Annotated in this window: 24 protein-coding genes; 15 read left to right on the top strand and 9 right to left on the bottom strand. The window is 69.8% G+C overall.

What is annotated here, in order from left to right; genetic code table 11:
* Positions 1 to 22: 22 nt before the first annotated feature.
* Positions 23 to 1174, top strand: coding sequence for a mandelate racemase/muconate lactonizing enzyme family protein (locus JTJ31_RS10935; protein ID WP_207538694.1), 1152 nt, complete (start codon positions 23 to 25; stop codon positions 1172 to 1174).
* Positions 1175 to 1178: 4 nt separating this feature from the next.
* On the opposite strand, the gene JTJ31_RS10930 is transcribed toward JTJ31_RS10935, so the two are convergent.
* Positions 1179 to 2270 (bottom strand): enolase C-terminal domain-like protein, encoded by a 1092-nt coding sequence (locus JTJ31_RS10930; protein ID WP_207538693.1) that lies wholly within the window; start codon positions 2268 to 2270, stop codon positions 1179 to 1181.
* A gap of 130 nt (positions 2271 to 2400) precedes the next feature.
* Here JTJ31_RS10930 and JTJ31_RS10925 point away from each other — a divergent pair, with 130 nt between their 5' ends.
* Positions 2401 to 3372: a Bug family tripartite tricarboxylate transporter substrate binding protein gene (locus tag JTJ31_RS10925; RefSeq protein WP_207538692.1), complete on the top strand. Its 972-nt coding sequence runs from the start codon at positions 2401 to 2403 to the stop codon at positions 3370 to 3372.
* Here the strand turns inward: JTJ31_RS10925 and JTJ31_RS10920 are convergent.
* Both JTJ31_RS10920 and JTJ31_RS10915 read right to left on the bottom strand, forming a co-directional pair.
* Positions 3369 to 3743 (bottom strand): winged helix-turn-helix domain-containing protein, encoded by a 375-nt coding sequence (locus JTJ31_RS10920; protein WP_207538691.1) that lies wholly within the window; start codon positions 3741 to 3743, stop codon positions 3369 to 3371. The genes JTJ31_RS10925 and JTJ31_RS10920 overlap by 4 nt on opposite strands.
* A 39-nt stretch (positions 3744 to 3782) precedes the next feature.
* Positions 3783 to 4766 carry a Bug family tripartite tricarboxylate transporter substrate binding protein gene (locus JTJ31_RS10915; RefSeq protein ID WP_207538690.1) on the bottom strand — a complete coding sequence of 328 codons (984 nt, stop codon included), beginning with the start codon at positions 4764 to 4766 and terminating at the stop codon, positions 3783 to 3785.
* A 214-nt stretch (positions 4767 to 4980) separates the two neighbouring features.
* Between JTJ31_RS10915 and JTJ31_RS10910 the strand changes: the two genes are divergently transcribed.
* From JTJ31_RS10910 to JTJ31_RS10890, 5 genes are read left to right on the top strand one after another with little or no spacing between them, the layout of a single operon-like run.
* Positions 4981 to 5208, top strand: coding sequence for an acyl-CoA carboxylase biotin carboxyl carrier protein subunit (locus JTJ31_RS10910; protein ID WP_207538689.1), 228 nt, complete (start codon positions 4981 to 4983; stop codon positions 5206 to 5208).
* Positions 5208 to 6596, top strand: coding sequence for an acetyl-CoA carboxylase biotin carboxylase subunit (locus tag JTJ31_RS10905; protein ID WP_207538688.1), 1389 nt, complete (start codon positions 5208 to 5210; stop codon positions 6594 to 6596). Before JTJ31_RS10910 ends, JTJ31_RS10905 begins: the two co-directional genes overlap by 1 nt.
* Positions 6593 to 8149: an acyl-CoA carboxylase subunit beta gene (locus JTJ31_RS10900; RefSeq protein WP_207538687.1), complete on the top strand. Its 1557-nt coding sequence runs from the start codon at positions 6593 to 6595 to the stop codon at positions 8147 to 8149. The genes JTJ31_RS10905 and JTJ31_RS10900 overlap by 4 nt, the downstream gene beginning before the upstream one ends.
* A complete protein-coding gene (locus JTJ31_RS10895) occupies positions 8146 to 9108 on the top strand; it encodes a Bug family tripartite tricarboxylate transporter substrate binding protein (RefSeq protein ID WP_207538686.1) in 963 nt (320 codons plus the stop codon). The genes JTJ31_RS10900 and JTJ31_RS10895 overlap by 4 nt, the downstream gene beginning before the upstream one ends.
* Positions 9109 to 9113: 5 nt before the next feature.
* Positions 9114 to 10064: a Bug family tripartite tricarboxylate transporter substrate binding protein gene (locus JTJ31_RS10890; protein ID WP_207538685.1), complete on the top strand. Its 951-nt coding sequence runs from the start codon at positions 9114 to 9116 to the stop codon at positions 10062 to 10064.
* A gap of 12 nt (positions 10065 to 10076) precedes the next feature.
* Here JTJ31_RS10890 and JTJ31_RS10885 read toward each other — a convergent pair whose 3' ends face one another.
* Positions 10077 to 10322, bottom strand: a complete 246-nt coding sequence (locus tag JTJ31_RS10885; RefSeq protein WP_207538684.1) for a DUF3297 family protein — start codon at positions 10320 to 10322, stop codon at positions 10077 to 10079.
* 154 nt (positions 10323 to 10476) lie between these two features.
* Between JTJ31_RS10885 and rpmE the strand changes: the two genes are divergently transcribed.
* Together rpmE and JTJ31_RS10875 are read left to right on the top strand one after the other, a co-directional pair.
* Positions 10477 to 10704, top strand: coding sequence for a 50S ribosomal protein L31 (gene rpmE / locus JTJ31_RS10880; protein WP_207538683.1), 228 nt, complete (start codon positions 10477 to 10479; stop codon positions 10702 to 10704).
* A 185-nt stretch (positions 10705 to 10889) separates the two neighbouring features.
* Positions 10890 to 11354 carry an Hsp20 family protein gene (locus JTJ31_RS10875; protein ID WP_207538682.1) on the top strand — a complete coding sequence of 155 codons (465 nt, stop codon included), beginning with the start codon at positions 10890 to 10892 and terminating at the stop codon, positions 11352 to 11354.
* 45 nt (positions 11355 to 11399) lie between these two features.
* Here JTJ31_RS10875 and JTJ31_RS10870 read toward each other — a convergent pair whose 3' ends face one another.
* A complete protein-coding gene (locus JTJ31_RS10870; RefSeq protein ID WP_207538681.1) occupies positions 11400 to 11588 on the bottom strand; it encodes a DUF1192 domain-containing protein in 189 nt (62 codons plus the stop codon).
* Between the two features lie 110 nt (positions 11589 to 11698).
* Between JTJ31_RS10870 and JTJ31_RS10865 the strand changes: the two genes are divergently transcribed.
* Positions 11699 to 12262: a DUF1013 domain-containing protein gene (locus JTJ31_RS10865; RefSeq protein WP_207538680.1), complete on the top strand. Its 564-nt coding sequence runs from the start codon at positions 11699 to 11701 to the stop codon at positions 12260 to 12262.
* 30 nt (positions 12263 to 12292) lie between these two features.
* Here JTJ31_RS10865 and JTJ31_RS10860 read toward each other — a convergent pair whose 3' ends face one another.
* Positions 12293 to 12469, bottom strand: coding sequence for a YdcH family protein (locus tag JTJ31_RS10860; RefSeq protein ID WP_207538679.1), 177 nt, complete (start codon positions 12467 to 12469; stop codon positions 12293 to 12295).
* A 183-nt stretch (positions 12470 to 12652) separates the two neighbouring features.
* Here JTJ31_RS10860 and JTJ31_RS10855 point away from each other — a divergent pair, with 183 nt between their 5' ends.
* The 4 genes from JTJ31_RS10855 (at position 12653) to JTJ31_RS10840 (ending at position 15773) form a co-directional block, all read left to right on the top strand.
* Positions 12653 to 12853, top strand: coding sequence for a YdcH family protein (locus tag JTJ31_RS10855; RefSeq protein WP_207538886.1), 201 nt, complete (start codon positions 12653 to 12655; stop codon positions 12851 to 12853).
* A complete protein-coding gene (gene purE / locus JTJ31_RS10850) occupies positions 12850 to 13338 on the top strand; it encodes a 5-(carboxyamino)imidazole ribonucleotide mutase (RefSeq protein WP_207538678.1) in 489 nt (162 codons plus the stop codon). Before JTJ31_RS10855 ends, purE begins: the two co-directional genes overlap by 4 nt.
* Positions 13325 to 14407: a 5-(carboxyamino)imidazole ribonucleotide synthase gene (locus tag JTJ31_RS10845; protein ID WP_207538677.1), complete on the top strand. Its 1083-nt coding sequence runs from the start codon at positions 13325 to 13327 to the stop codon at positions 14405 to 14407. The genes purE and JTJ31_RS10845 overlap by 14 nt, the downstream gene beginning before the upstream one ends.
* A 202-nt stretch (positions 14408 to 14609) precedes the next feature.
* The gene (locus JTJ31_RS10840; protein WP_207538676.1) at positions 14610 to 15773 is read left to right on the top strand and encodes an OmpA family protein; all 1164 of its coding nucleotides are present in this window, start codon (positions 14610 to 14612) and stop codon (positions 15771 to 15773) included.
* A 149-nt stretch (positions 15774 to 15922) separates the two neighbouring features.
* Here JTJ31_RS10840 and JTJ31_RS10835 read toward each other — a convergent pair whose 3' ends face one another.
* From JTJ31_RS10835 to def, 3 genes are all read right to left on the bottom strand, one after another.
* Positions 15923 to 16513, bottom strand: a complete 591-nt coding sequence (locus JTJ31_RS10835; RefSeq protein WP_207538675.1) for a hypothetical protein — start codon at positions 16511 to 16513, stop codon at positions 15923 to 15925.
* A 111-nt stretch (positions 16514 to 16624) separates the two neighbouring features.
* Entirely contained in the window at positions 16625 to 17182 is a 558-nt protein-coding gene (locus JTJ31_RS10830) for a COQ9 family protein (protein ID WP_207538674.1), read from the bottom strand.
* On the bottom strand, positions 17179 to 17679 hold the full coding sequence (gene def / locus JTJ31_RS10825) for a peptide deformylase (RefSeq protein WP_207538673.1): 501 nt from the start codon (positions 17677 to 17679) through the stop codon (positions 17179 to 17181). Before def ends, JTJ31_RS10830 begins: the two co-directional genes overlap by 4 nt.
* A 143-nt stretch (positions 17680 to 17822) precedes the next feature.
* Between def and rpsU the strand changes: the two genes are divergently transcribed.
* Positions 17823 to 18026, top strand: a complete 204-nt coding sequence (gene rpsU / locus JTJ31_RS10820) for a 30S ribosomal protein S21 (RefSeq protein ID WP_027286066.1) — start codon at positions 17823 to 17825, stop codon at positions 18024 to 18026.
* Positions 18027 to 18034 lie beyond the last annotated feature (8 nt).

The following is an 18034-nucleotide window of genomic DNA, read 5'->3' as shown; positions in this document are numbered from 1 at the left end:
CCACGGCCTGCGAGAGGATTTCATGCGGATCGCCTCGGTCGAGTTCCTGGGCGTCAACGTCACGCCCAAGACCAATTGGTGCTTCCTCCTGGTGCGGACGGAGGATGGGCGCACTGGCACCGGCGAATGCACGCTTTCCGGCCAGGAAGCCTTGCTGGAGGCCGAGGCGGCGCGCATTTCCCCTTCCCTGCTCGGCGCTGATGCACGGGACCGCAACCGCCTCGCCCGGCTGTTGCCGCATGCGCCGGGTGGCCTCGTCGCGCACACCGTCCTGTCCGCGCTGGAGCAGGCGCTATGGGACCTCGCGGGGCAGGAGGCCGGGCAGCCGCTATACCGGATGCTGGGCGGGGCGCTGCGCCATTCCGTCACGCTCTATGCGAACATCAATCGTGGTGCGAACCCGCGCACGCCGGAAGGCTTCGCCGCGGCAACGCGCCGCGCCGTCGCGGAGGGGTTCCGGGCCGTCAAGCTCGCGCCCTTCGAGCCGCTGGTGTGGGAGGACGCGTCCGACCCTGCGCAACGCGCCGCCTATGCGGAGGGGATCGCGCGCATCGCGGCGGTGCGCGATGCGGTCGGGCCGGGCGTGGAGGTGATGGTGGATGCGCATTGGCGCTTCTCGCCGGGTGGCGCCGCGGCGCTGATCCGCGACCTCACACCGCTGAAGCTGTTCTGGCTGGAGTGCCCGGTGGCCGAGGCGAACCACGCCGAGATCCGCCGCCTGCGCTCCATGGCCAATGAGCGCGGCATGCGCCTTGCGGGGGCGGAGACACTCGCAGGCCTGGCTGCCTATCGGCCATTGGTGGAAACCGGCTGCTACGACGTGCTGATGCCCGATGTGAAGCATGCGGGCGGGCATGAGGAGATCCGCCGTATCGCCGCACTGGCGCAGAGCGCGGGGGTGGAGGTGGCGCCGCACAACCCCACCGGCCCGGTCTGCCACGCCCATTCGGTGCATCTCTGCGCTACGCTGCCGAACTTCCTCTGGCTGGAAGTGCAATTCGGCGAGACAGAGCGCTTCTTCAGCCTCGTCGAGGGCGAGGATCTGCACTTCCCCGGCGGCATCGCGGCCCTGTCCGCCTCGCCCGGCCTCGGCGTCAGGCTGCTTGAGGACGAGGCGCGCGCCGCGCCCTGGGTGGTGATGGCGCAGCCCTGGCTCGATCCGCGCCTGGGGTGATGGTTCACACCGACGCAGCGTAGCGGCGCAACGTCCCCTCGTCCCATTCGAGGCCCAGGCCGGGCCGTTCCGGCACGATCGCCATGCCGCCCTCGACGCGCAGGGCTTCGCGCAGCAGCGGGCCGGCGATGTCCAAATGCTCCAGGTAATGCGCGGTGGGCGTCGCGGGCAGGAGCTGCGCGCTCGCTTCCACGAAGATGTGCGACGACATGGGGATCCGCGCCGCCTCGGCGATGGCAGCGGCTTTCATCCAGCCCGTCACGCCGCCGATCTTCATCACGTCGGGCATGCACAGATCCGTGGCGCGGGCGGCGACCGAACGCGCCATGCCGGCGGGACCCCACCAGTTCTCGCCGCCCTGCACCGGCAGGGACAGGCTGCGCGCCAGCGCGGCGAGCCCCTCATCGTCATGGACGTGCAGCGGTTCCTCCAGCCAACGGACATCCAGCGCTTGCAGCGCACGGCCGCGCCGCTCTGCCTCAGGGCGCAAAAGCCCCTGGTTGTAGTCCACGAGGATCTCGACCCCATCGCCGACCGCTGCACGCACGGCGCGCACTGTGTCCAGGTCGTCCTCCAGCTTTGGTTGGCCCAGCTTGAACTTCACCGCCCCCACCCCCATCCGCGCCACGGCCTCCCCGGCCTCGCGCTCCAGCATCCGCGGCCCCCAGCCGCGCAGCGAGGCATAGGCGGGAAGCGGGCGTGGCTCCGCACCCAGCAGGCGGCAGAGCGGCAACTCCGCCGCGCGCGCCAGCGCGTCCCACATCGCCATGTCCAGTGCGGCAAGCGCGATGCCGACCAGCCCTTCCGCGCCGAGCAGGCGGTAGCGGTTGTGCAGTTCCATCCAGAGGCTCGTGGGGGCCAGGTCGCGGCCGACGAGGCTCACGCCGATATCGCGCGTCAGAGCGGCAGTGGGCCCAAGCGCCTCCACCGCATAGGGCCAGACATAGGCGGTGCCGCTGGCGCCCTCGCGCGTGCGGAGATTCACGATCACCAGCGGGGCGCGAGTGATCGTGTTGAGGCTGTTGCGCAAGGGCGGGTCGAGCGGCGCGTCCACCGCCCGCACCTCGACCGCCGCAATCGTGAACGCCGACGCCATTCTTCCCGCCCTTCGTCCTTTCCGAGCGACCTTGCCGGAGGGCATCGGCAGCGGCAACGGATGCTCCCTGTTTGACGTCCCCCGCGCCGCGTCCCGATACTCACGACCAACAGGGAACTGGGAGGAAATCATGGGTCACCGGAACGCGACGCGGCGCGGCATCCTGGCGGGGGCGAGCGCGATGCTTGCCGCACCTGCCCTGGCGCAGGGCACTTGGCCGCAGCGCCCTGTTCGCATCGTCGTGGGATTCCCCGCGGGCGGTACCACCGACATCCTCGGCCGTCTCGCCGCTCAGGTCCTGCAGGAGGCGCTGGGCCAATCCTTCATCGTGGAGAACCGGCCCGGTGCCGGCTCCAACATCGCGGCGCAGGCCGTGCTGCGCTCACCCGCGGATGGCTACACGCTGCTGCTCGGCTCGCCGGGAACCAACGCGATCAATCCGCATCTCTACAGCAATGCCGGCTACGACCCGCTCACCGACTTCCTCCCGATCAGCCAGATCGCTGAGGTGCCGAACCTCATCGCCGCGCATCCCAGCCTCGGCGTGCGCGACGCCGCGGGGCTGATCGCGCTGGCGAAGCAGCGCCGGCTTTCCTATGGAGAGACGAGCATCGGAGGCTCCACCCACCTCGCCGCGGAACTGTTCCGCGTGATGGCGGACATCCAGGCGACGCACGTGCCCTATCGCGGCAGTGCGCCGATGATGACCGACCTCCTGCCCGGGCGCATCGACTTCGGCACGGATAATCTGCCCTCCATCCTGCCGCATATCCGCTCTGGCGCGCTGGTCGCGATTGGCGTCACCTCGACCTCGCGCTGGCCCGCCGCGCCGGAGATCCCAGCCATCGCCGAGACGCTGCCGGGCTACGAGGTGGTGGCATGGTTCGGGCTGGTGGCGCCGCGCGGTACCCCGCCGGAGGTGATCGCCCGCATCAACGCGGCGCTGCGCTCCGGGCTGGAGAAGCCCGAGATGGTGTCGCGCCTCGCGGAGCTGGGAGCGCGACCGATACCCGGCACGCCCGAGGCTTATCAGGCCCGCAACGCCGCCGAGTTCGCACGGCTTGGCGATCTGATCCGCCGCGTCGGTATCCGCGCCGACTAGGGCGCGGGGGCGAGGCGCGCCTCCAGCCAGCGCAGCGGCTCGGCCGCGGCCGTCTCGGCTAGCGCCTCGATGCGGCGATAGGCAGCCAGCACCTCCTCGCCGAAGGGGGTGAGCTGGCTGCCTCCGCCGCGCGCCCCGCCCTTGGCTGGCGCCACGACCGGCTCGCGGAAATGCGCGTTCATCGCGGACACCAGGTCATGCGCACGCTGGTAGGACATGCCGAGGTGCCGCCCGGCCGCGGCGATGGACCCGGTCTCGCGCACGGCCTCAAGAAGGTCGGCCTTGCCCGGCCCGAAGGGCGCGCCCTTGCCGAGCATGATTCGGATGCGCAGGCGATGCCTCTGCGGGGAACCGGGCGTGTCGTCGGCCATGCAGCAAGGAAGCACGGAAGCCCCCTGCTTCGGAACTCGCTAGCCGGCGCGGATATTGGCGCGGCGAATCACCGTGCCCCATTTCTCGCGCTCGGAACGCAGGATGTCGCCGAGTTCCTCCGGCGTGCTGGACAGTGGCGGCGAGCTGCCGGCCTCGCGCATCCGGGCATGGAGGCCGGGATCGGCCAGCACCTTCACCAGCGCCTGGTTCAGCCGCTCGATCGCCGGGCGTGGCGTGCCGTTGCGGACGCAGACATAGTTCACCACACCCACCTCGAAGCCGGGCAGCGTTTCGCCGATGGTGGGCACGTCCGGCAGATCCGGATAGCGCTCGCGGCTCGTCACCGCGATGGGGCGGAGATTGCCGGCCTGGATCATCGGGATCATTACGCCATAGGTGTCGATGGACATGGTCACGCGCCCGGCCGCCACATCCTGCACCGCCTGCGCCGTGCCGCGATACGGCACGTGCGACATGCGCACGCCCGTCTCCAGGCACAGCAGCTCCCCGGCGAGGTGGCTGCCTGCGCCCACGCCCGCGCTGGCATAGGACAGCTCGCCCGGCCGGCGCCGCGCGAGGTCGATCAGTTCCCGTACCGTGCGCACCGGGACGTCACGATGCACGGCCAGGAGATAGGCGCCGCGCGTCAGCAGGCTCACCGGCGCGAAGTCGCGCTCCGCGTCATAGGGCAGGTTCTGCATCAGGAAAGGGTTAGTGATCAGCGGCCCTGGCGTGCCGTAGAGCAGCGTGTGCCCATCCGCCGGTGCTTGTGCCACCGCCACAGTGCCGATGGTGCCGCCGGCCCCGCCGCGGTTCTCCACCACCACGCTCTGCCCAAGCTCTGTCCCCAGCGGTTCCGCCACGAAGCGCGCCGTGGTGTCAGCCCCGCCGCCCGGCACGAAGGGCACGACGAGGCGCAGCGGACGGCTTGGGAAAGATTGCGCGCGCCCCGTCGCGACCAGAGGCATGGCCAGGGCCGCGCCCAGCGCGACGCGGCGCGACATCATTGCCGTTGCGGACATGGCTCCACCCTCATCTGGTTTGTTGCCGTCACGCTAGACAGCGCACCGACCCGCGTCCAGGCCCGACCGACCGGTCGGTCGGAGCTTGCGGAGGCACTGCCGGCCGCTCTAGCCTCCCCCGCGCCCGCGTTGACAGCTTCGGGCAGCCGCCCGACGCTCCTGGCCAACCGCCCGCGCGACACGGCGACGGGCCACAATGGACGAGGAAACATTCATGGCCGAGGGCGTCACCACCATCCGTGCCGAGATCGGTGCCGCCGTGTGGAAGATCACCGCTCCCGCCGGCACAGAAGTCGCGGAGGAGGAGCCGGTGTTGATCCTCGAGTCCATGAAGATGGAAATCCCCGTTCTCGCCCCTCATGCCGGGAGGGTTCTGGAGTTGCTGGTGGAGGAAGGCCAGCAGGTGGAGGAAGGTCAGCCCCTCGCCACGCTGCGGCGCTGATGCTGGGTCCTGTCCTGATTGCCAACCGGGGCGAGGTGGCGGCGCGCATCGCTCGCACCTGCCGCCGCCTGGGCGTCGAGTGCATCGCGGTCTTCTCGGAGGCGGATGCGGGCGCGCTCCACGTCACCACCGCCGATCGGGCGGAGCCGATCGGACCGGCGCATCCGCGCGAAAGCTACCTGTCCATCCCGGCGCTGATGGACGCCGCGCGGCGCTCGGGCGCGCGCATGGTCCATCCCGGCTATGGCTTCCTGTCGGAGCGCGCCGAGTTCGCCGAGGCTTGTGCGCGCCAGGGGCTGATCTTCGTCGGCCCCTCTCCCGAGGCCATTCGCGCCATGGGCGGCAAGGCCGAGGCGCGAGCCCTGGCCGAAGCAGCGGGCCTGCCCTGCCTTCCCGGCGATCCCGGCGCGGACCAATCGGCTGAAGCGCTGGAGGCAGCCGCCGCGCGCATCGGCTTTCCCGTCATGATCAAGGCCATCGGCGGCGGGGGCGGGCGCGGTATGCGTCTTGTTCCATCCCCGGAGGGCTTTTCCGCCGCCCTGGCCGCCGCGCGGCGCGAGGCCGCGATCTTCGGCGATGACCGGGTGATGCTGGAACGCGCCGTGCCATCCGCGCGCCACATCGAGGTGCAGATCCTCGGTGACGCGCAGGGCCACGTGCTGCATCTGGGCGAGCGGGACTGCACCTTGCAGCGCCGCCACCAGAAGCCGGTGGAGGAATGTCCCGCTCCCGGGATGAGCGAGGCGCTGCGCGAGGAGTTGGGACGCCGCGCCTGTGCCCTGGCTCGCGCCGTCGGTTATGTCGGCGCCGGCACGGTGGAGTTCATCGCCGAGGCGCCGCTGCACCCGGACCGCGTCTGGTTCATGGAGATGAACACGCGCCTCCAGGTGGAGCATCCGGTGACGGAGATGGTGACCGGACTCGACATCGTCGAATGGCAGTTGCGCATCGCCGCCGGAGAGGCGCTGCCCTTTCGGCAGGAGGACATCGCCTGGCGCGGCCATGCGGTGGAGGCACGGCTCTGCGCCGAGGATCCGGCGCGCAGCTTCCTCCCCTCGCCCGGCCGCCTCGCGCGCCTGCGCCTGCCGGAAGAAGCCGAGGGGCTGCGACTGGATGCGGGCATTCGCCAGGGGGACACGCTTTCGCCCTTCTACGATTCAATGCTCGCCAAGGTCATCGCCCACGCGCCGACGCGCGAGGCGGCGTTGGAGAAGCTGGCGGTGGCGCTGAATGGCTGCGTGGCAGAGGGGGTGAAGCTGAATGCCGCCTTTCTCGCTGCCGCCCTGCGCTCGCCCGAGATGCGGGAGGGGCGGATGGACACGTGCTTCCTGGAGGCGGCGCGGAAGCGCCTGCTCGACTCGCTGACAAAGGAACCCGCCACACCATGAACTGGCAACCCGAACTGGACGAGTTGCGACTACGCGAAGCCCATGCGCACGAGATGGGCGGGCCGGACAAGGTGGCGCGCCAGCACGCGGGCGGCCGCCTCACGGTGCGCGAGCGCATCGAGAAGCTGGCCGATCCGAGCTCCTTCCACGAGACGGGCGCCATCGCCGGACGCGCGGAGTATGACGAAGCCGGCGACCTGAAGCGCCTGACCCCCTCGAACTGCGTCATGGGCCGCGCGCGCGTGGATGGACGCCCCGTGGTGATCGTGGGCGACGACTTCACCGTACGCGGCGGCAGCGCCGACGCCACCATACGTGAGAAGCCGGTGATGGCGGAGCGTCTGGCACAGGAATTCCGCCTGCCCATCCTGCGTGTCATTGAGGGCTCGGGTGGCGGCGGTTCCGTCAAGACGATCGAGACGACAGGGCGCGCCAACCTGCCCGGCGGGGTCGGGATGTCGCAGCTCTTCCACCTGACGACAGAAAACCTGTCTCATGTGCCGGTGGTGGGGCTGGGCCTCGGCTCCGTCGCCGGGCTTGGCGCGGCCCGCCTTGCCGCCGCGCATTTCTCCGTCATGACCAAGGAAAGCGCGATGTTCGTGGCCGGGCCGCCCGTGGTGGCGCGCCTCGGCCAGGACCTGTCCAAGAAGGAGCTGGGCGGCTGGGAGATCCAGACCAAGTCCGGCGCCGTGGACAATGCCGTGGACACGGAGGAGGAGGCCTTCGCCGCCGCGCGCCGCTTCCTGTCCTACCTCCCCTCCTCGGTCCATGCCCTGCCACCCGTTACGCCCAGCGAGGACGACCCGGCACGACGTGACGAGAAGCTCTTCTCCGCCATCCCGCGCGACCGGCGCCGCGTCTACCAGATGCGTCCCATCGTGGAGTCGGTGGTGGATCGCGGCTCCTTCTTCGAGATGGGGCGGATGTTCGGCCGCCCCATCATCACCGGCCTCGCCCGGCTGAAGGGCGTGCCGGTGGCGCTGATGGCGAGCGACCCCTTCTTCTATGGCGGCTCCTGGACCGCCGATGCCTGCGCCAAGATCATCCGCTTCCTCGACCTCGCCGAGACCTTCCACCTGCCCGTCGTGTATCTTTGCGACTGCCCGGGCTTCATGGTGGGGCTGGAGGCGGAGAAGGCGGCGACCATCCGCCTCGGCGTGCGGGCCATGGCGGCGATGGGGCAGACCACCGTGCCCTGGTGCACGATCATTATCCGCAACGCCTTCGGGGTGGCCGGCGCGGCCCATGCCCCGGCCGGGCGGCTTTCCCTGCGCTACGCCTGGCTGTCGGCTCGCTGGGGATCTCTGCCGCTGGAAGGCGGGATCGAGGCCGCCTACGCCGCCGACATCGCCGCCGCCGAGGACAAGGAGGCCAAGCTGGCGGAGATCGAGGATCGGCTGAACAGGCTGCGCTCCCCCTTCCGCACCGCCGAGACCTTCTGGGTCGAGGAGATCATCGACCCGCGCGACACGCGGCGCCTCCTCTGCGAATTCGCCGATCTGGCGCTTCCCTTGCTCTCCCCCACTCCATCCAGATTGAGGATGCGTCCATGAGGAAACGCTGGCTTCCCCTGCTTGCCGCCTGCCTCCTGCCCGCCCTCGCCGCCGCGCAGGGCTTCCCGGAGCGGCCACCGCGCATCCTGGGCGGCTTCGCGGCCGGGGGCACCAGCGACATCGTCAACCGCATCCTGGCCGAGAGCGCGACCCAGACCCTGGGCCAGCGCCCGGTGGTGGAGGTGCGGACGGGGGCCAATGGCTTCATCGCCGCCGCCGAGGCCGCGCGCTCCGCCCCTGACGGGCACACCATCGTGCAGTGCTCCACTGGAATGCTCACCATCTCGCCCGAACTGCCGGGGGTACAGACGCCGATCGACCCGGCGCGCGACCTCCTGCCCATCGCCAATTTTGCGCATTCGACGCAGGTCATGGCGGTCACAGCGAACTCGCCCCACCAGACAGTGGCGGGGTTCCTGGACGCCGCCCGCGCACGGCCCGGCACGCTGACCTATGCCAGCGCGGGCATCGGCTCCGTCTCCCACCTGTCCGGGGCGCGGCTGGAGCAGATGGCGCGCGTGCGTCTTGTCCACGTTCCCTTCCGCGGCGCGGCGCCGGGCGTGCTCGACGTGCTGGCGGGCCGCGTGGACACGATCATCACCAATCTGGGTGACGTGGCCCAGCAGGTGCGCGGCGGGGAGATGCGCCTCCTCGCCTTCGCGGACGGCATCGGCATGGACGGGTTCTCGGGGGTCGGCCAGGTCGGCGACACCGTGCCGGGCTACGCCGTGTCGGGCTGGTTCGGCTACTGCGCCCCGCGCGGCACGCCCGAGCCAGTGGTGGCGCGCTGGGCTGATGCCATCCGTGCCGCCACCGAGGATCCGGCCACGCGCCAGCGCCTGCTCCAGAACGGCCTCGTGCCCCGCTTCGAGGACCCTGCCCGCTTCAGCCAGACCATCGCCGCCGACCGCGCCGCCTGGGGCGCGGTGATCCGGAGCGGCAACATCCGCGCGGAGTGACCCCCATGCGACGCCTGCTTCTCGCCGCCCTTGCCGCCCTTCTGCCGATTACCGCTTCCGCGCAGGAGCGGACGATGCGGATCGTCTCCGGCTTCGCGCCGGGCGGGACGGCCGATCTCGTGTCCCGCCTCATCGCGGAGGCGGCGGGACCGCATCTCGGCGCGCGGGTGGTGGTGGAGAACCGCACCGGCGCCAATGGCTTCATCGCGGCGGAGGCGGTGGCGCGCGGCCCGGCCGATGGCTCCAGCCTGCTGCAATGCCCGATGGGCACCATGACCATCTCGCCGGAACTGCCGGGCGCCGTGCTGCCGGTGGACCCGCGGACCGATCTGGTGCCGGTCGCCAACATCGCCCTTTCCTCCTACGGCGCCGTCGTCGGGGCGCGCAGCCCCTACCGTTCGATGCAGGATGTGCTCGCGGCCGCACGAGCGCGGCCGGGCACGGTCAGCTATGCGAGCGCGGGCGTCGGCTCGGCGCAGCACCTCACCGGCGCACGGCTGGCCGCCATGGCGGGACTGGACCTCGTCCATGTGCCGTATCGCGGGGCGGCCCCCGCCGCGGTGGACGTGATCGCCGGGCGGACCGACCTGCTCATCACCAATCTTGGCGACGTCGTGCGGCAGATCCAGGGCGGGGAGTTGCGCCTTCTGGCCCTTGCGGACGCAGAGGGCGTACCCGAATTCGCCTCCGCGCCCCGGCTTTCCGAGGCAGTGCCGGGGCTGGAGGTGGCGGGCTGGTTTGGGCTTTGCGGCCCGCGCGGCATGGCGCCCGAGGCGATCCGTCGCTGGTCCGGCGCCGTGGAGGCCGCTCTGCGCGACCCTACGGTGCGCCAGCGCCTGTTGGAGAACGGGCTGACGCCCAGCTTCGAGGGCCCGGAGCGCTTTGCCGTGCGCATGCAGCGCGACCGCCAGGCCTGGGGTGACACGATCCGCCGCGCCAACATCCAGGCCCAATGAGGCGGAGGGTCTTCAGCCCTGTTCGCGCAGATACGGCTCCACGGGGCCGGTCAGCTTCATGGTCAGCGGCTTGCCCTTGCGGTCCACCTTGTTGCCCAGGCTGACGCGCACCCATCCCTCGGAAACGCAGTATTCCTCCACATTCGTCCGCTCCACCCCGCGGAAGCGGATGCCGATGCCGCGCGCCAGCAAATCGGCGTCGTGGAAGGGGCTGGAGGGGTCGGTGGAGAGCCGGTCGGGCAGGGTCGCGTCGGTCATGCGGGCAGGTTTCCCAGAAGCCAGGCTGCGGCGATAGGGCATGCCGCGGCCGCTGCCAATTGCCCTGCCTTGCCGTTCCGCCGCTCTTGCCCTATGTGGCCCGCTTCACGGCCGGGCCGCCATCGTGGCCTGCCGCATTCCCGAGAGCCCTGCCATGAAGCCCGACACCCATCCCGCCTACCATGAGCTGAACGTCATCATGACCGACGGCACCACCTTCACGACGCGCACCGCCGGCGGCAAGCCGGGCGACACGCTGCGCCTCGACATCGATCCGAAGTCGCATCCCGCCTGGACCGGCGTGCAGCGCATCATCGACACGGGCGGCCAGGTGGCGAAGTTCAACAAGAAGTTCGCGGGCCTCGGCGCCAAGCGGAAGTAAGCGCCAAATTTTTTTGGCGAAGGCTGAAGGGCCGCCCCCTTGAACGAGGGGGCGGCCTTTTCCATTTCTGCGCTGTCGGAGCGCCCTTGTGGGCTCCGGCGCGAGCATCCGGGGCCCTGCCCGATCGGGGGGGCCGCGACGGGTTGCTTGCTGTTCCTGGACCTTGCTCCTGAAGGAGGTTCTTCGTGAACGCGATCGATTTTTCCCCGCTTCTGCGCACTGCCATCGGCTTTGACCGCTTCGCCCGTCTGCTCGACGGCGCGCGCCTGCAGTCCGAAGGCCAGGCCTACCCGCCCTACAACATCGAAGTGACGGGCGAGGACCGCTACACCCTCACCATGGCCGTCGCCGGCTTCGGCTCGGACGACATTGAGTTGGTGGTGAAGGATGACACCCTCACCGTGACCGGCAAGGCGCCTCAGGCGCAGGACGGTGAGCAGCGCCGCTACCTGCATCGCGGCATCGCTGGCCGCGCCTTCGAGCGCCGCTTCGTCCTCGCCGACCACCTCGTGGTCGAGGGTGCGCGGATGGAGAATGGCCTGCTGCACGTCTCCCTGCGTCGTGAGGTGCCGGAGGCTCTGAAGCCCCGCCGCATCGCGATCGAGGCCGCGCAGCCCCGCCAGCCGGTGCTGACCCAGGAAGCTGCCTAATCAGGCTTCCACGAGGGCCGGGGGAATTTCCCCCGGCCTTTTTCGTTATGGGCGCCGGAAGAACGCCTCTGCCGCACTCCGATGCCCGTCCTGCTTGGCCAGAGCCGCCTCGGCGCGGTTGATCTCGGCCCTTAGCGCCTCGATATAGTCCCGCAATTCGCCGACATCCCAGCCCTCCAGCTTGGCAGGCTCCAGCCCCTGGCGTCGCTTCGGGCGCGGCTCTTCCTCGAACATCGGCTCCTCCTTGGGGGTTGGCCCCCTGGCGGGCTGCGATTATAGGGCAACCCAGCCGGGCGCGCGTGCCCATTCGGCACCGTTGCCGTTCGACCTTTTGAGAGATCACCATGGCCCAGCCCCTGATGCCCAAGGCAACCGCCGTGTGGCTGATCGAAAAGACCTCGCTCTCCTTCGACCAGATCGCGGATTTCGTGCAGATGCACCCGCTGGAGGTGCAGGCGATCGCGGATGGCGAGGTCGCGCAGGGTATCATCGGCTACGACCCGGTGCAGAACGGCCAAGTTTCGCGCGAGGATATCGCCCGCTGCGAGGCAGACCCGAACGCCCGGCTGCACTTGGCTGCGAACGCCATCCCCGCCGCCAAGTCGCGCGGCAAGGGCGCCCGCTACACCCCCATCTCCAAGCGGCAGGACAAGCCGGATGGCGTGGCGTGGCTCCTGCGGAACCATCCCGAGCTGACGGTGGCGGAGATCGGAAAACTCCTCGGCACAACCAAGGAGACGATCGAGAAGGTGCGCGATCGCACCCACCTGAACAGCGCGAACATCAAGCCGCGCGACCCTGTGATCCTTGGTCTCTGCACGCAAAGCGCACTGAATGCGCTGGTCGCCGCGGCTCGGGAGCGGATCACCGCCCAGGGCAAGCCCCTGCCCGAGCCGACGGCGGAGTGAGGCGCCCTTTCGGGGCGCCCCCTCAATCTCTCAGTGACCCCGGCTCGTCCGGAGTCGCTCCAGCTCTTCCTTGAGCGCCAGCTTCTCGCGCTTCAGTCGCGTCAGCACCGCGTCGTCCGGCCGTGGCCGCGACCCTTCTGCGGCGATTTGGCTTTCGATGCTCTGGTGACGGGATTCGAGACTGCGGATTCTGGGCGCATGCATCATGCAGCTGTTTCCTTTCTCGGGATGGCGGAATGCGGGCCGGACCTCGCCGTGCGGGAATGTCCCGGCTGTTGCATCCGCAGCCGCCATGCTAACGCTCATGCCCATCAAAAGTGAACGATTTCTTGCAGGCGAACGCCGATTCGCCGGGTGATCGTTCCTGTTCCTGGATGGCTGCACGAGACGATGCTGGAAGACCGCGAATCCCTCTTGCGCCGCCTGCATGAACTCCGCAGCGAACACCGCGACCTGGACACGGTCATCGCGCGTTTGGAGGGAAGTCCCTCCGATCAGCTTCAGATCCAGCGCCTGAAGAAGCGCAAGCTGAAGCTGAAGGACGAAATCTCCTGGCTGGAAGGGCGCCTCGTGCCCGACATCATCGCATGAGCGGACAAGCGCCGCTGGTCGGCATCATCATGGGCAGCCGCTCCGACTGGGAGACGATGCGCCATGCGGCGGGAACGCTGGAGCGCCTGGAAGTGCCACACGAGACGCGCGTCGTCTCGGCGCATCGCACGCCCCGCCGCCTCTACGATTACGCGGAAGCGGCGCGCGGCCGCGGCATCCGGGTCATCATCGCGGGGGCCGGCGGCGCGGCCCACCTGCCTGGCATGGCAGCCAGCATGACCCCCCTGCCCGTCCTCGGCGTGCCGGTGGAAAGTCATGCGCTGAAGGGCATGGATTCCCTGCTGTCCATCGTGCAGATGCCGGGCGGCGTGCCGGTTGGCACGCTGGCCATCGGCAAGGCCGGCGCGATCAATGCAGCGCTCCTCGCTTCTTCCATTCTGGCTCTATCGGACCCGGCGCTCGCGTCGCGCCTGGATGCCTGGCGTTCGGCGCAGACCGAGGGCGTGCCGCATGACCCGGCCTGAGCCCCTCCCCCTGGGCGCACGAATCGGCATCCTCGGCTCCGGCCAGCTCGGGCGCATGTCGGCCATGGCGGCGGCGCGGCTGGGCTATCGAGCCCATGTCTTCGGCCCCGAGGCGGACGGACCGGGCATGCAGGTCGCCGCGATCCGCACCGTCGCCGATTACGGCGATGCTGAGGCGCTTCGCCGCTTCGCCAACGCGGTGGACGTCGTCACCTTCGAGTTCGAGAACGTGCCCGCCGCGACGCTGGCGGCGCTGGAAGGCCGCGTGGAGTGCCGCCCCGGCCTGCGTGCCCTGTCCATCTGCCAGGACCGCGTCGCGGAGAAGCGCTTCCTCGAAGCCGCCGGAGTCCCCGTCGCGCCCTGGCGGGAAGTGACAGACCGCGCCAGCCTGGAAGCCGCGCTGGATTCGGTGGGCTTACCCGCCGTGCTGAAGACGACGCGCCTGGGCTATGACGGGCGCGGGCAGGCCGTGATCCGCACCCTGGAGGAGGCCCGCAGCGCCTTTGCCCGGCTAGCGCCGCACCCGCTGGTGCTGGAGGGCTTCATCCCCTTCACCCATGAAATCTCGGCGGTCGGCGCGCGCGGCGCCGACGGGACGGTCGCGGTGTTCGAGGCATCGGAGAACGAGCACCGCCACCACATCCTGCACCGCTCGGTGGTGCCGGCCCGCGTGGCGCCGGAGGTCGCCGAGGAGGCACGGCGCCTCGTCACGCGCGTCGCCGAGGGACTCGACCTGGTCGGAGTCGTGGCGCTCGAGATGTTCCTGCTGCCGGATGGGCGGCTCCTGGGCAACGAAATCGCCCCAAGGCCGCATAATTCCGGCCATTGGACCATGGACGCCTGCACCTGCTCCCAGTTCGAGCAGCACATCCGCGCCGTGGCGGGGCTGCCGCTCGGGCCTGTCGAGCGACGTTGCGACGTGGTGATGGAGAACTTGATCGGACCAGAAGGGCTGGCCGCTTGGCCCCCCCTGCTGGGCCGTTCAGACGCTGTCGCACACTGGTACGGCAAGGGCGAAGCCCGGCCGGGACGCAAGCTGGGCCATGTGAATTTCCTGACTTTCCAATAGCTTGGCTGCTTCGTTACCCCCTGTTGCAAATGTGCCAAACCGCCCTGTGGCGTTTCCGCAACATCCTCTGGGAAATGCCGGGCAAGGTGGTGCAAGGGGTCAGACGATGGTGTTAGGGTTCCCCCACGCAGCGAGGAATCGCTCCCATCGGGGTGCACCACGCAGCGACCGAACGAACGAGTTTGGAATTAGGAGAACGAGGATGAGCCTCAAGAAGGCCCTTCTGGCCGCGACCGTTCTGTCGCTGCCCGTGGCCGCCCAGGCCCAGCCGGTCACCGGCCTCTACATTGGCGCCGGCGCGGGCACGAACTTTCGTCAGCAGAGCGAGTTCAGCTACGCCACGACGCCGATTGGCGCCGCTGAGCTGGCTGGGGCCGGCATCGGCGGCAACGTCCGCGTCCGCACCAACTGGGGCTATGCCGCAGTGGGCGCGATCGGCTGGGGCTTCGGTAACGGCATCCGCGCCGAGATCGAGGGCAACTACCGCCAGAACGAGGTGGACAACGTCCGCATCCTCGGCGGCACGGGCAGCTCGCGTGGCCGCATTCACCAGTACGGTGTGATGGCGAATGCCTACTATGACTTCAACGCCTTCGCGGCGATGAGCCCGATCCCCGGCATCACCCCGTACCTCGGTATCGGCGCTGGTTACGTGTGGAACGACTGGCGCAGCGTCGGCGGCGGGGCGGCCCTGCCGGGCAACCGCGCGGCCTCCGTGTTCATCAATGACCGTGACGGTCGCTTCGCCTATCAGGCGATCGCCGGTGTGGCGTACAACCTTGGCGCTGTGGTCCCCGGCCTCGCGATCACGGCCGAGTACCGCTTCATGGGTACGCTGGAGCCGCACTTGGCCACCGCGAGCGCTGCCTTCCTGCCGACGCAGCCCATCGCGTCTCGCACGCAGGTCGCGACCTACAAGTCGACCCCTGAGAACTACAACCACAGCATCCTGCTCGGCGTGCGCTACGCGTTCAACGCGCCGCGTCCTGCCCCGGCGGTTGCCGTGGCTCCGGCTCCGGCTCCGGCCCCGGCTCCGGCCCGCACCTACCTGGTGTTCTTCGACTGGGATCGTGCCGACCTGACCGACCGCGCCCGCCAGATCATCGCTGAGGCGGCGCAGAACTCCCAGCGCGTCGGCGCGACCCGGATCGAGGTCTCGGGCCACGCTGACCGCTCTGGCACGCCGCAGTACAACCAGCGCCTGTCCGAGCGCCGCGCCGAGGCGGTGGCGGCAGAACTGGTCCGTCGTGGCGTCGCCCGCAGCCAGATCGGCGTGCAGGCCTTCGGCGAGAGCCGCCCGCTGGTCCCGACGGCCGACGGCGTGCGCGAGCCGCAGAACCGCCGCGTGGAGATTGTCCTGCGCTAAGCAGGGCGGCCTTCCGGGGCACAGGGAAAGGGGCGTCTTCGGACGCCCCTTTTTCTTTGGGATCCCACCACCGAAGGGTGCGGATCGCGGACATGAAAAAGGCGGCCCGGAGGCCGCCTTTCCTACTGGTCCAGCAAAATCGCCGGAGATCAGCGCGTCGCGGTCTGGCTCTGACCCTGGGCACGCTGCTGGCCCTGCGAACGCTGACCCTGCGCACGCTGCGGCTGCTGGCTGCGGGGACGCTCCGCGCGCTGCTGGCCCTGCGCCCGCTGCGGGCTGGAGGTACCGCAGGCCGGCACGTCGTAGAAGCGCGGAATCTCGCGAGCCACGCTCAGCTGCGCCAGGGCCTGGACGTTGGGGGCGGCGATCGCCTCCTGGAACAGCGGCGCTTGGTTGCGGCAGAACAGGGTGCCCTGCGCGATGCCGGCCTGCGACTGACCATTCGCCAGGTTGGTGATGTACTGGTCGGTCTGGCGCTGGCCCGCCGAGCCTGCCGAGCGGCGGAAATGGCTCTGGATACCGCGGAAAGCGGTAGCCAGCTGCGGCTGGAACTTCGTCACGAAGCGGTTGTAATCGTCCTGCAGTTCGCAGGAGATGGCGACCACCATGAGCTGGCTCTGCAGGGCGCGCACCTGGAAGTGCGTCTGCTCGGCCGGCTGCAGGCAGGCTGCCGCGGAAGCCAGGGTCGGCGTCAGGACGAGCGCGGCGGCGCCCGCAAGAAGGCTACGCAGAGGCGTCATTGCGCCCGATCTCCTCTCCCGGCTCCTGCCTGGACAATCCGGGCAAAATGAAGCGGAGCCAATGGGGTCGGGGCGCTTCTACACCTGCCGTGTGAAAACGCGAAGCCTGAATTACGCCGCCGCCCGGCGACGCGGGGCGATGTCGGCGAGGCGCCTGTCAAGGAAAGCAAGGGCTTGCTCGATATCCGGGTCCCGGGGGGAGAGCCAGTACGCAATCGTCGCAGTGTAAATGGCGGCCAGTGTGGCCCGGCGGGTATACCAAGAGAAGTCGGACGAGCTGTCCCCCGCGGCGTGCCACATGGCGGAAGCGGTGCGCGCCGTGATCCGGGCCGCCAAGCCCAGGTTCCAGGGCAGCGCCAGCACGCGCAGCGCCCCTCGCAGGGCCTCCTTGTCCGGCTCCGTCGCGCGCAGGCGCAGTTCCACCACCCGGCGGATGCGCTTGGGAACGCGCAGCGCCTCCACGCCCGCTGCGGCGGCGGATTGGTCCATCTCGGCATCGGCCAGGGCCGCCCAATCATCGATGGCGCCGGTGACGCCCCGCGGGAAATGGCTGTCGAGCAGCACCGGGTCCTCGCCTGCCTCACGGCAAGCGGCGCGCAGCGTCGCCTCGCTCCAGCCGTCGAAATTGGCGATGGCGACGGCGGCGCGGATCAAATGCGGTTCGGTCATGCGTTCTTCTCCATGGCGCGGGCCAGATCCTCGACGAAGCCAAGCTGCGACAGGTCACGCATCCGGCTTAGGTAGAAGATGCCGTCCAGATGGTCGTTCTCGTGCTGGAGGACACGGGCCGACATACCCTCCGCCTCGCCGGAAACGGGGCGGCCCTCCTCGTCCAGCCCGCTCCAGCGCACCCGGGCCGGCCGCTCGACAAGGCCGCGCAGCCCGGGAATGGACAGGCAGCCCTCCCAGGCGCTCGCCACCTCCTCGCCGATGGGTTCGATGCGGGGGTTGAACAGGACGCGCAGAGCCTCCCCATCGCGCCATAGGAACAAGCGCAGCGGCTGATGGACCTGGGGCGCCGCCAGCCCGATGCCGCCCGCATCGACCAGCGTCTCCGCCATGTCGGCGACGAGGCGGCGCATGGCGGGTGCGGTCGGGTCCGCGACCTCGGCCGCGCGGCCGAGCAGGATGGGGTTCCCCATTCGGGCAATCTTGAGAAGCGCCATGAACCCTCACATGCGCGCGAAAAACCCCTTTGCGAAGGGGGCGGGCAGTGCTATCCCAATGACAGGGGTCACGGGCGGCTGTCGCACCGTGGCCTATGCTCGTTTGAGTTCATCGATTCTGGCCGTCAAGGAGATCGCGCCGCGTGCAAGTCGTCGTTCGGGACAACAATGTTGACCAAGCGCTGAAGGCGCTCAAGAAGAAGCTTCAGCGCGAGGGCGTGTTCCGCGAGATGAAGCTGCGCCGCCACTACGAGAAGCCGTCGGAGCGCCGCGCCCGCGAGGCCGCCGAGGCCGTGCGCCGCGCCCGCAAGGTCGAGCGCAAGCGGATCGAGCGCGAGGGCTTCTGAGCCCTCGG

This window comes from Sabulicella rubraurantiaca (assembly GCF_017355885.1).
GTDB classification, from domain to species: domain Bacteria; phylum Pseudomonadota; class Alphaproteobacteria; order Acetobacterales; family Acetobacteraceae; genus Roseococcus; species Roseococcus rubraurantiacus.
Note: the sequence above shows the minus strand (reverse complement) of the source record. Positions and strands in the feature narration are given on the sequence as shown.

What these genes read in the sequence shown, in the direction of transcription:
- JTJ31_RS10935 (WP_207538694.1), top strand. Translation starts at nt 23, where the DNA reads ATGCGGATCGCCTCGGTCGAGTTCCTGGGCGTCAACGTCACGCCCAAG.
- JTJ31_RS10930 (WP_207538693.1), bottom strand. Translation starts at nt 2,270, where the DNA reads ATGGCGTCGGCGTTCACGATTGCGGCGGTCGAGGTGCGGGCGGTGGAC.
- JTJ31_RS10925 (WP_207538692.1), top strand. Translation starts at nt 2,401, where the DNA reads ATGGGTCACCGGAACGCGACGCGGCGCGGCATCCTGGCGGGGGCGAGC.
- JTJ31_RS10920 (WP_207538691.1), bottom strand. Translation starts at nt 3,743, where the DNA reads ATGGCCGACGACACGCCCGGTTCCCCGCAGAGGCATCGCCTGCGCATC.
- JTJ31_RS10915 (WP_207538690.1), bottom strand. Translation starts at nt 4,766, where the DNA reads ATGTCCGCAACGGCAATGATGTCGCGCCGCGTCGCGCTGGGCGCGGCC.
- JTJ31_RS10910 (WP_207538689.1), top strand. Translation starts at nt 4,981, where the DNA reads ATGGCCGAGGGCGTCACCACCATCCGTGCCGAGATCGGTGCCGCCGTG.
- JTJ31_RS10905 (WP_207538688.1), top strand. Translation starts at nt 5,208, where the DNA reads ATGCTGGGTCCTGTCCTGATTGCCAACCGGGGCGAGGTGGCGGCGCGC.
- JTJ31_RS10900 (WP_207538687.1), top strand. Translation starts at nt 6,593, where the DNA reads ATGAACTGGCAACCCGAACTGGACGAGTTGCGACTACGCGAAGCCCAT.
- JTJ31_RS10895 (WP_207538686.1), top strand. Translation starts at nt 8,146, where the DNA reads ATGAGGAAACGCTGGCTTCCCCTGCTTGCCGCCTGCCTCCTGCCCGCC.
- JTJ31_RS10890 (WP_207538685.1), top strand. Translation starts at nt 9,114, where the DNA reads ATGCGACGCCTGCTTCTCGCCGCCCTTGCCGCCCTTCTGCCGATTACC.
- JTJ31_RS10885 (WP_207538684.1), bottom strand. Translation starts at nt 10,322, where the DNA reads ATGACCGACGCGACCCTGCCCGACCGGCTCTCCACCGACCCCTCCAGC.
- rpmE (WP_207538683.1), top strand. Translation starts at nt 10,477, where the DNA reads ATGAAGCCCGACACCCATCCCGCCTACCATGAGCTGAACGTCATCATG.
- JTJ31_RS10870 (WP_207538681.1), bottom strand. Translation starts at nt 11,588, where the DNA reads ATGTTCGAGGAAGAGCCGCGCCCGAAGCGACGCCAGGGGCTGGAGCCT.
- JTJ31_RS10865 (WP_207538680.1), top strand. Translation starts at nt 11,699, where the DNA reads ATGGCCCAGCCCCTGATGCCCAAGGCAACCGCCGTGTGGCTGATCGAA.
- JTJ31_RS10860 (WP_207538679.1), bottom strand. Translation starts at nt 12,469, where the DNA reads ATGATGCATGCGCCCAGAATCCGCAGTCTCGAATCCCGTCACCAGAGC.
- JTJ31_RS10855 (WP_207538886.1), top strand. Translation starts at nt 12,653, where the DNA reads ATGCTGGAAGACCGCGAATCCCTCTTGCGCCGCCTGCATGAACTCCGC.
- purE (WP_207538678.1), top strand. Translation starts at nt 12,850, where the DNA reads ATGAGCGGACAAGCGCCGCTGGTCGGCATCATCATGGGCAGCCGCTCC.
- JTJ31_RS10845 (WP_207538677.1), top strand. Translation starts at nt 13,325, where the DNA reads ATGACCCGGCCTGAGCCCCTCCCCCTGGGCGCACGAATCGGCATCCTC.
- JTJ31_RS10840 (WP_207538676.1), top strand. Translation starts at nt 14,610, where the DNA reads ATGAGCCTCAAGAAGGCCCTTCTGGCCGCGACCGTTCTGTCGCTGCCC.
- JTJ31_RS10835 (WP_207538675.1), bottom strand. Translation starts at nt 16,513, where the DNA reads ATGACGCCTCTGCGTAGCCTTCTTGCGGGCGCCGCCGCGCTCGTCCTG.
- JTJ31_RS10830 (WP_207538674.1), bottom strand. Translation starts at nt 17,182, where the DNA reads ATGACCGAACCGCATTTGATCCGCGCCGCCGTCGCCATCGCCAATTTC.
- def (WP_207538673.1), bottom strand. Translation starts at nt 17,679, where the DNA reads ATGGCGCTTCTCAAGATTGCCCGAATGGGGAACCCCATCCTGCTCGGC.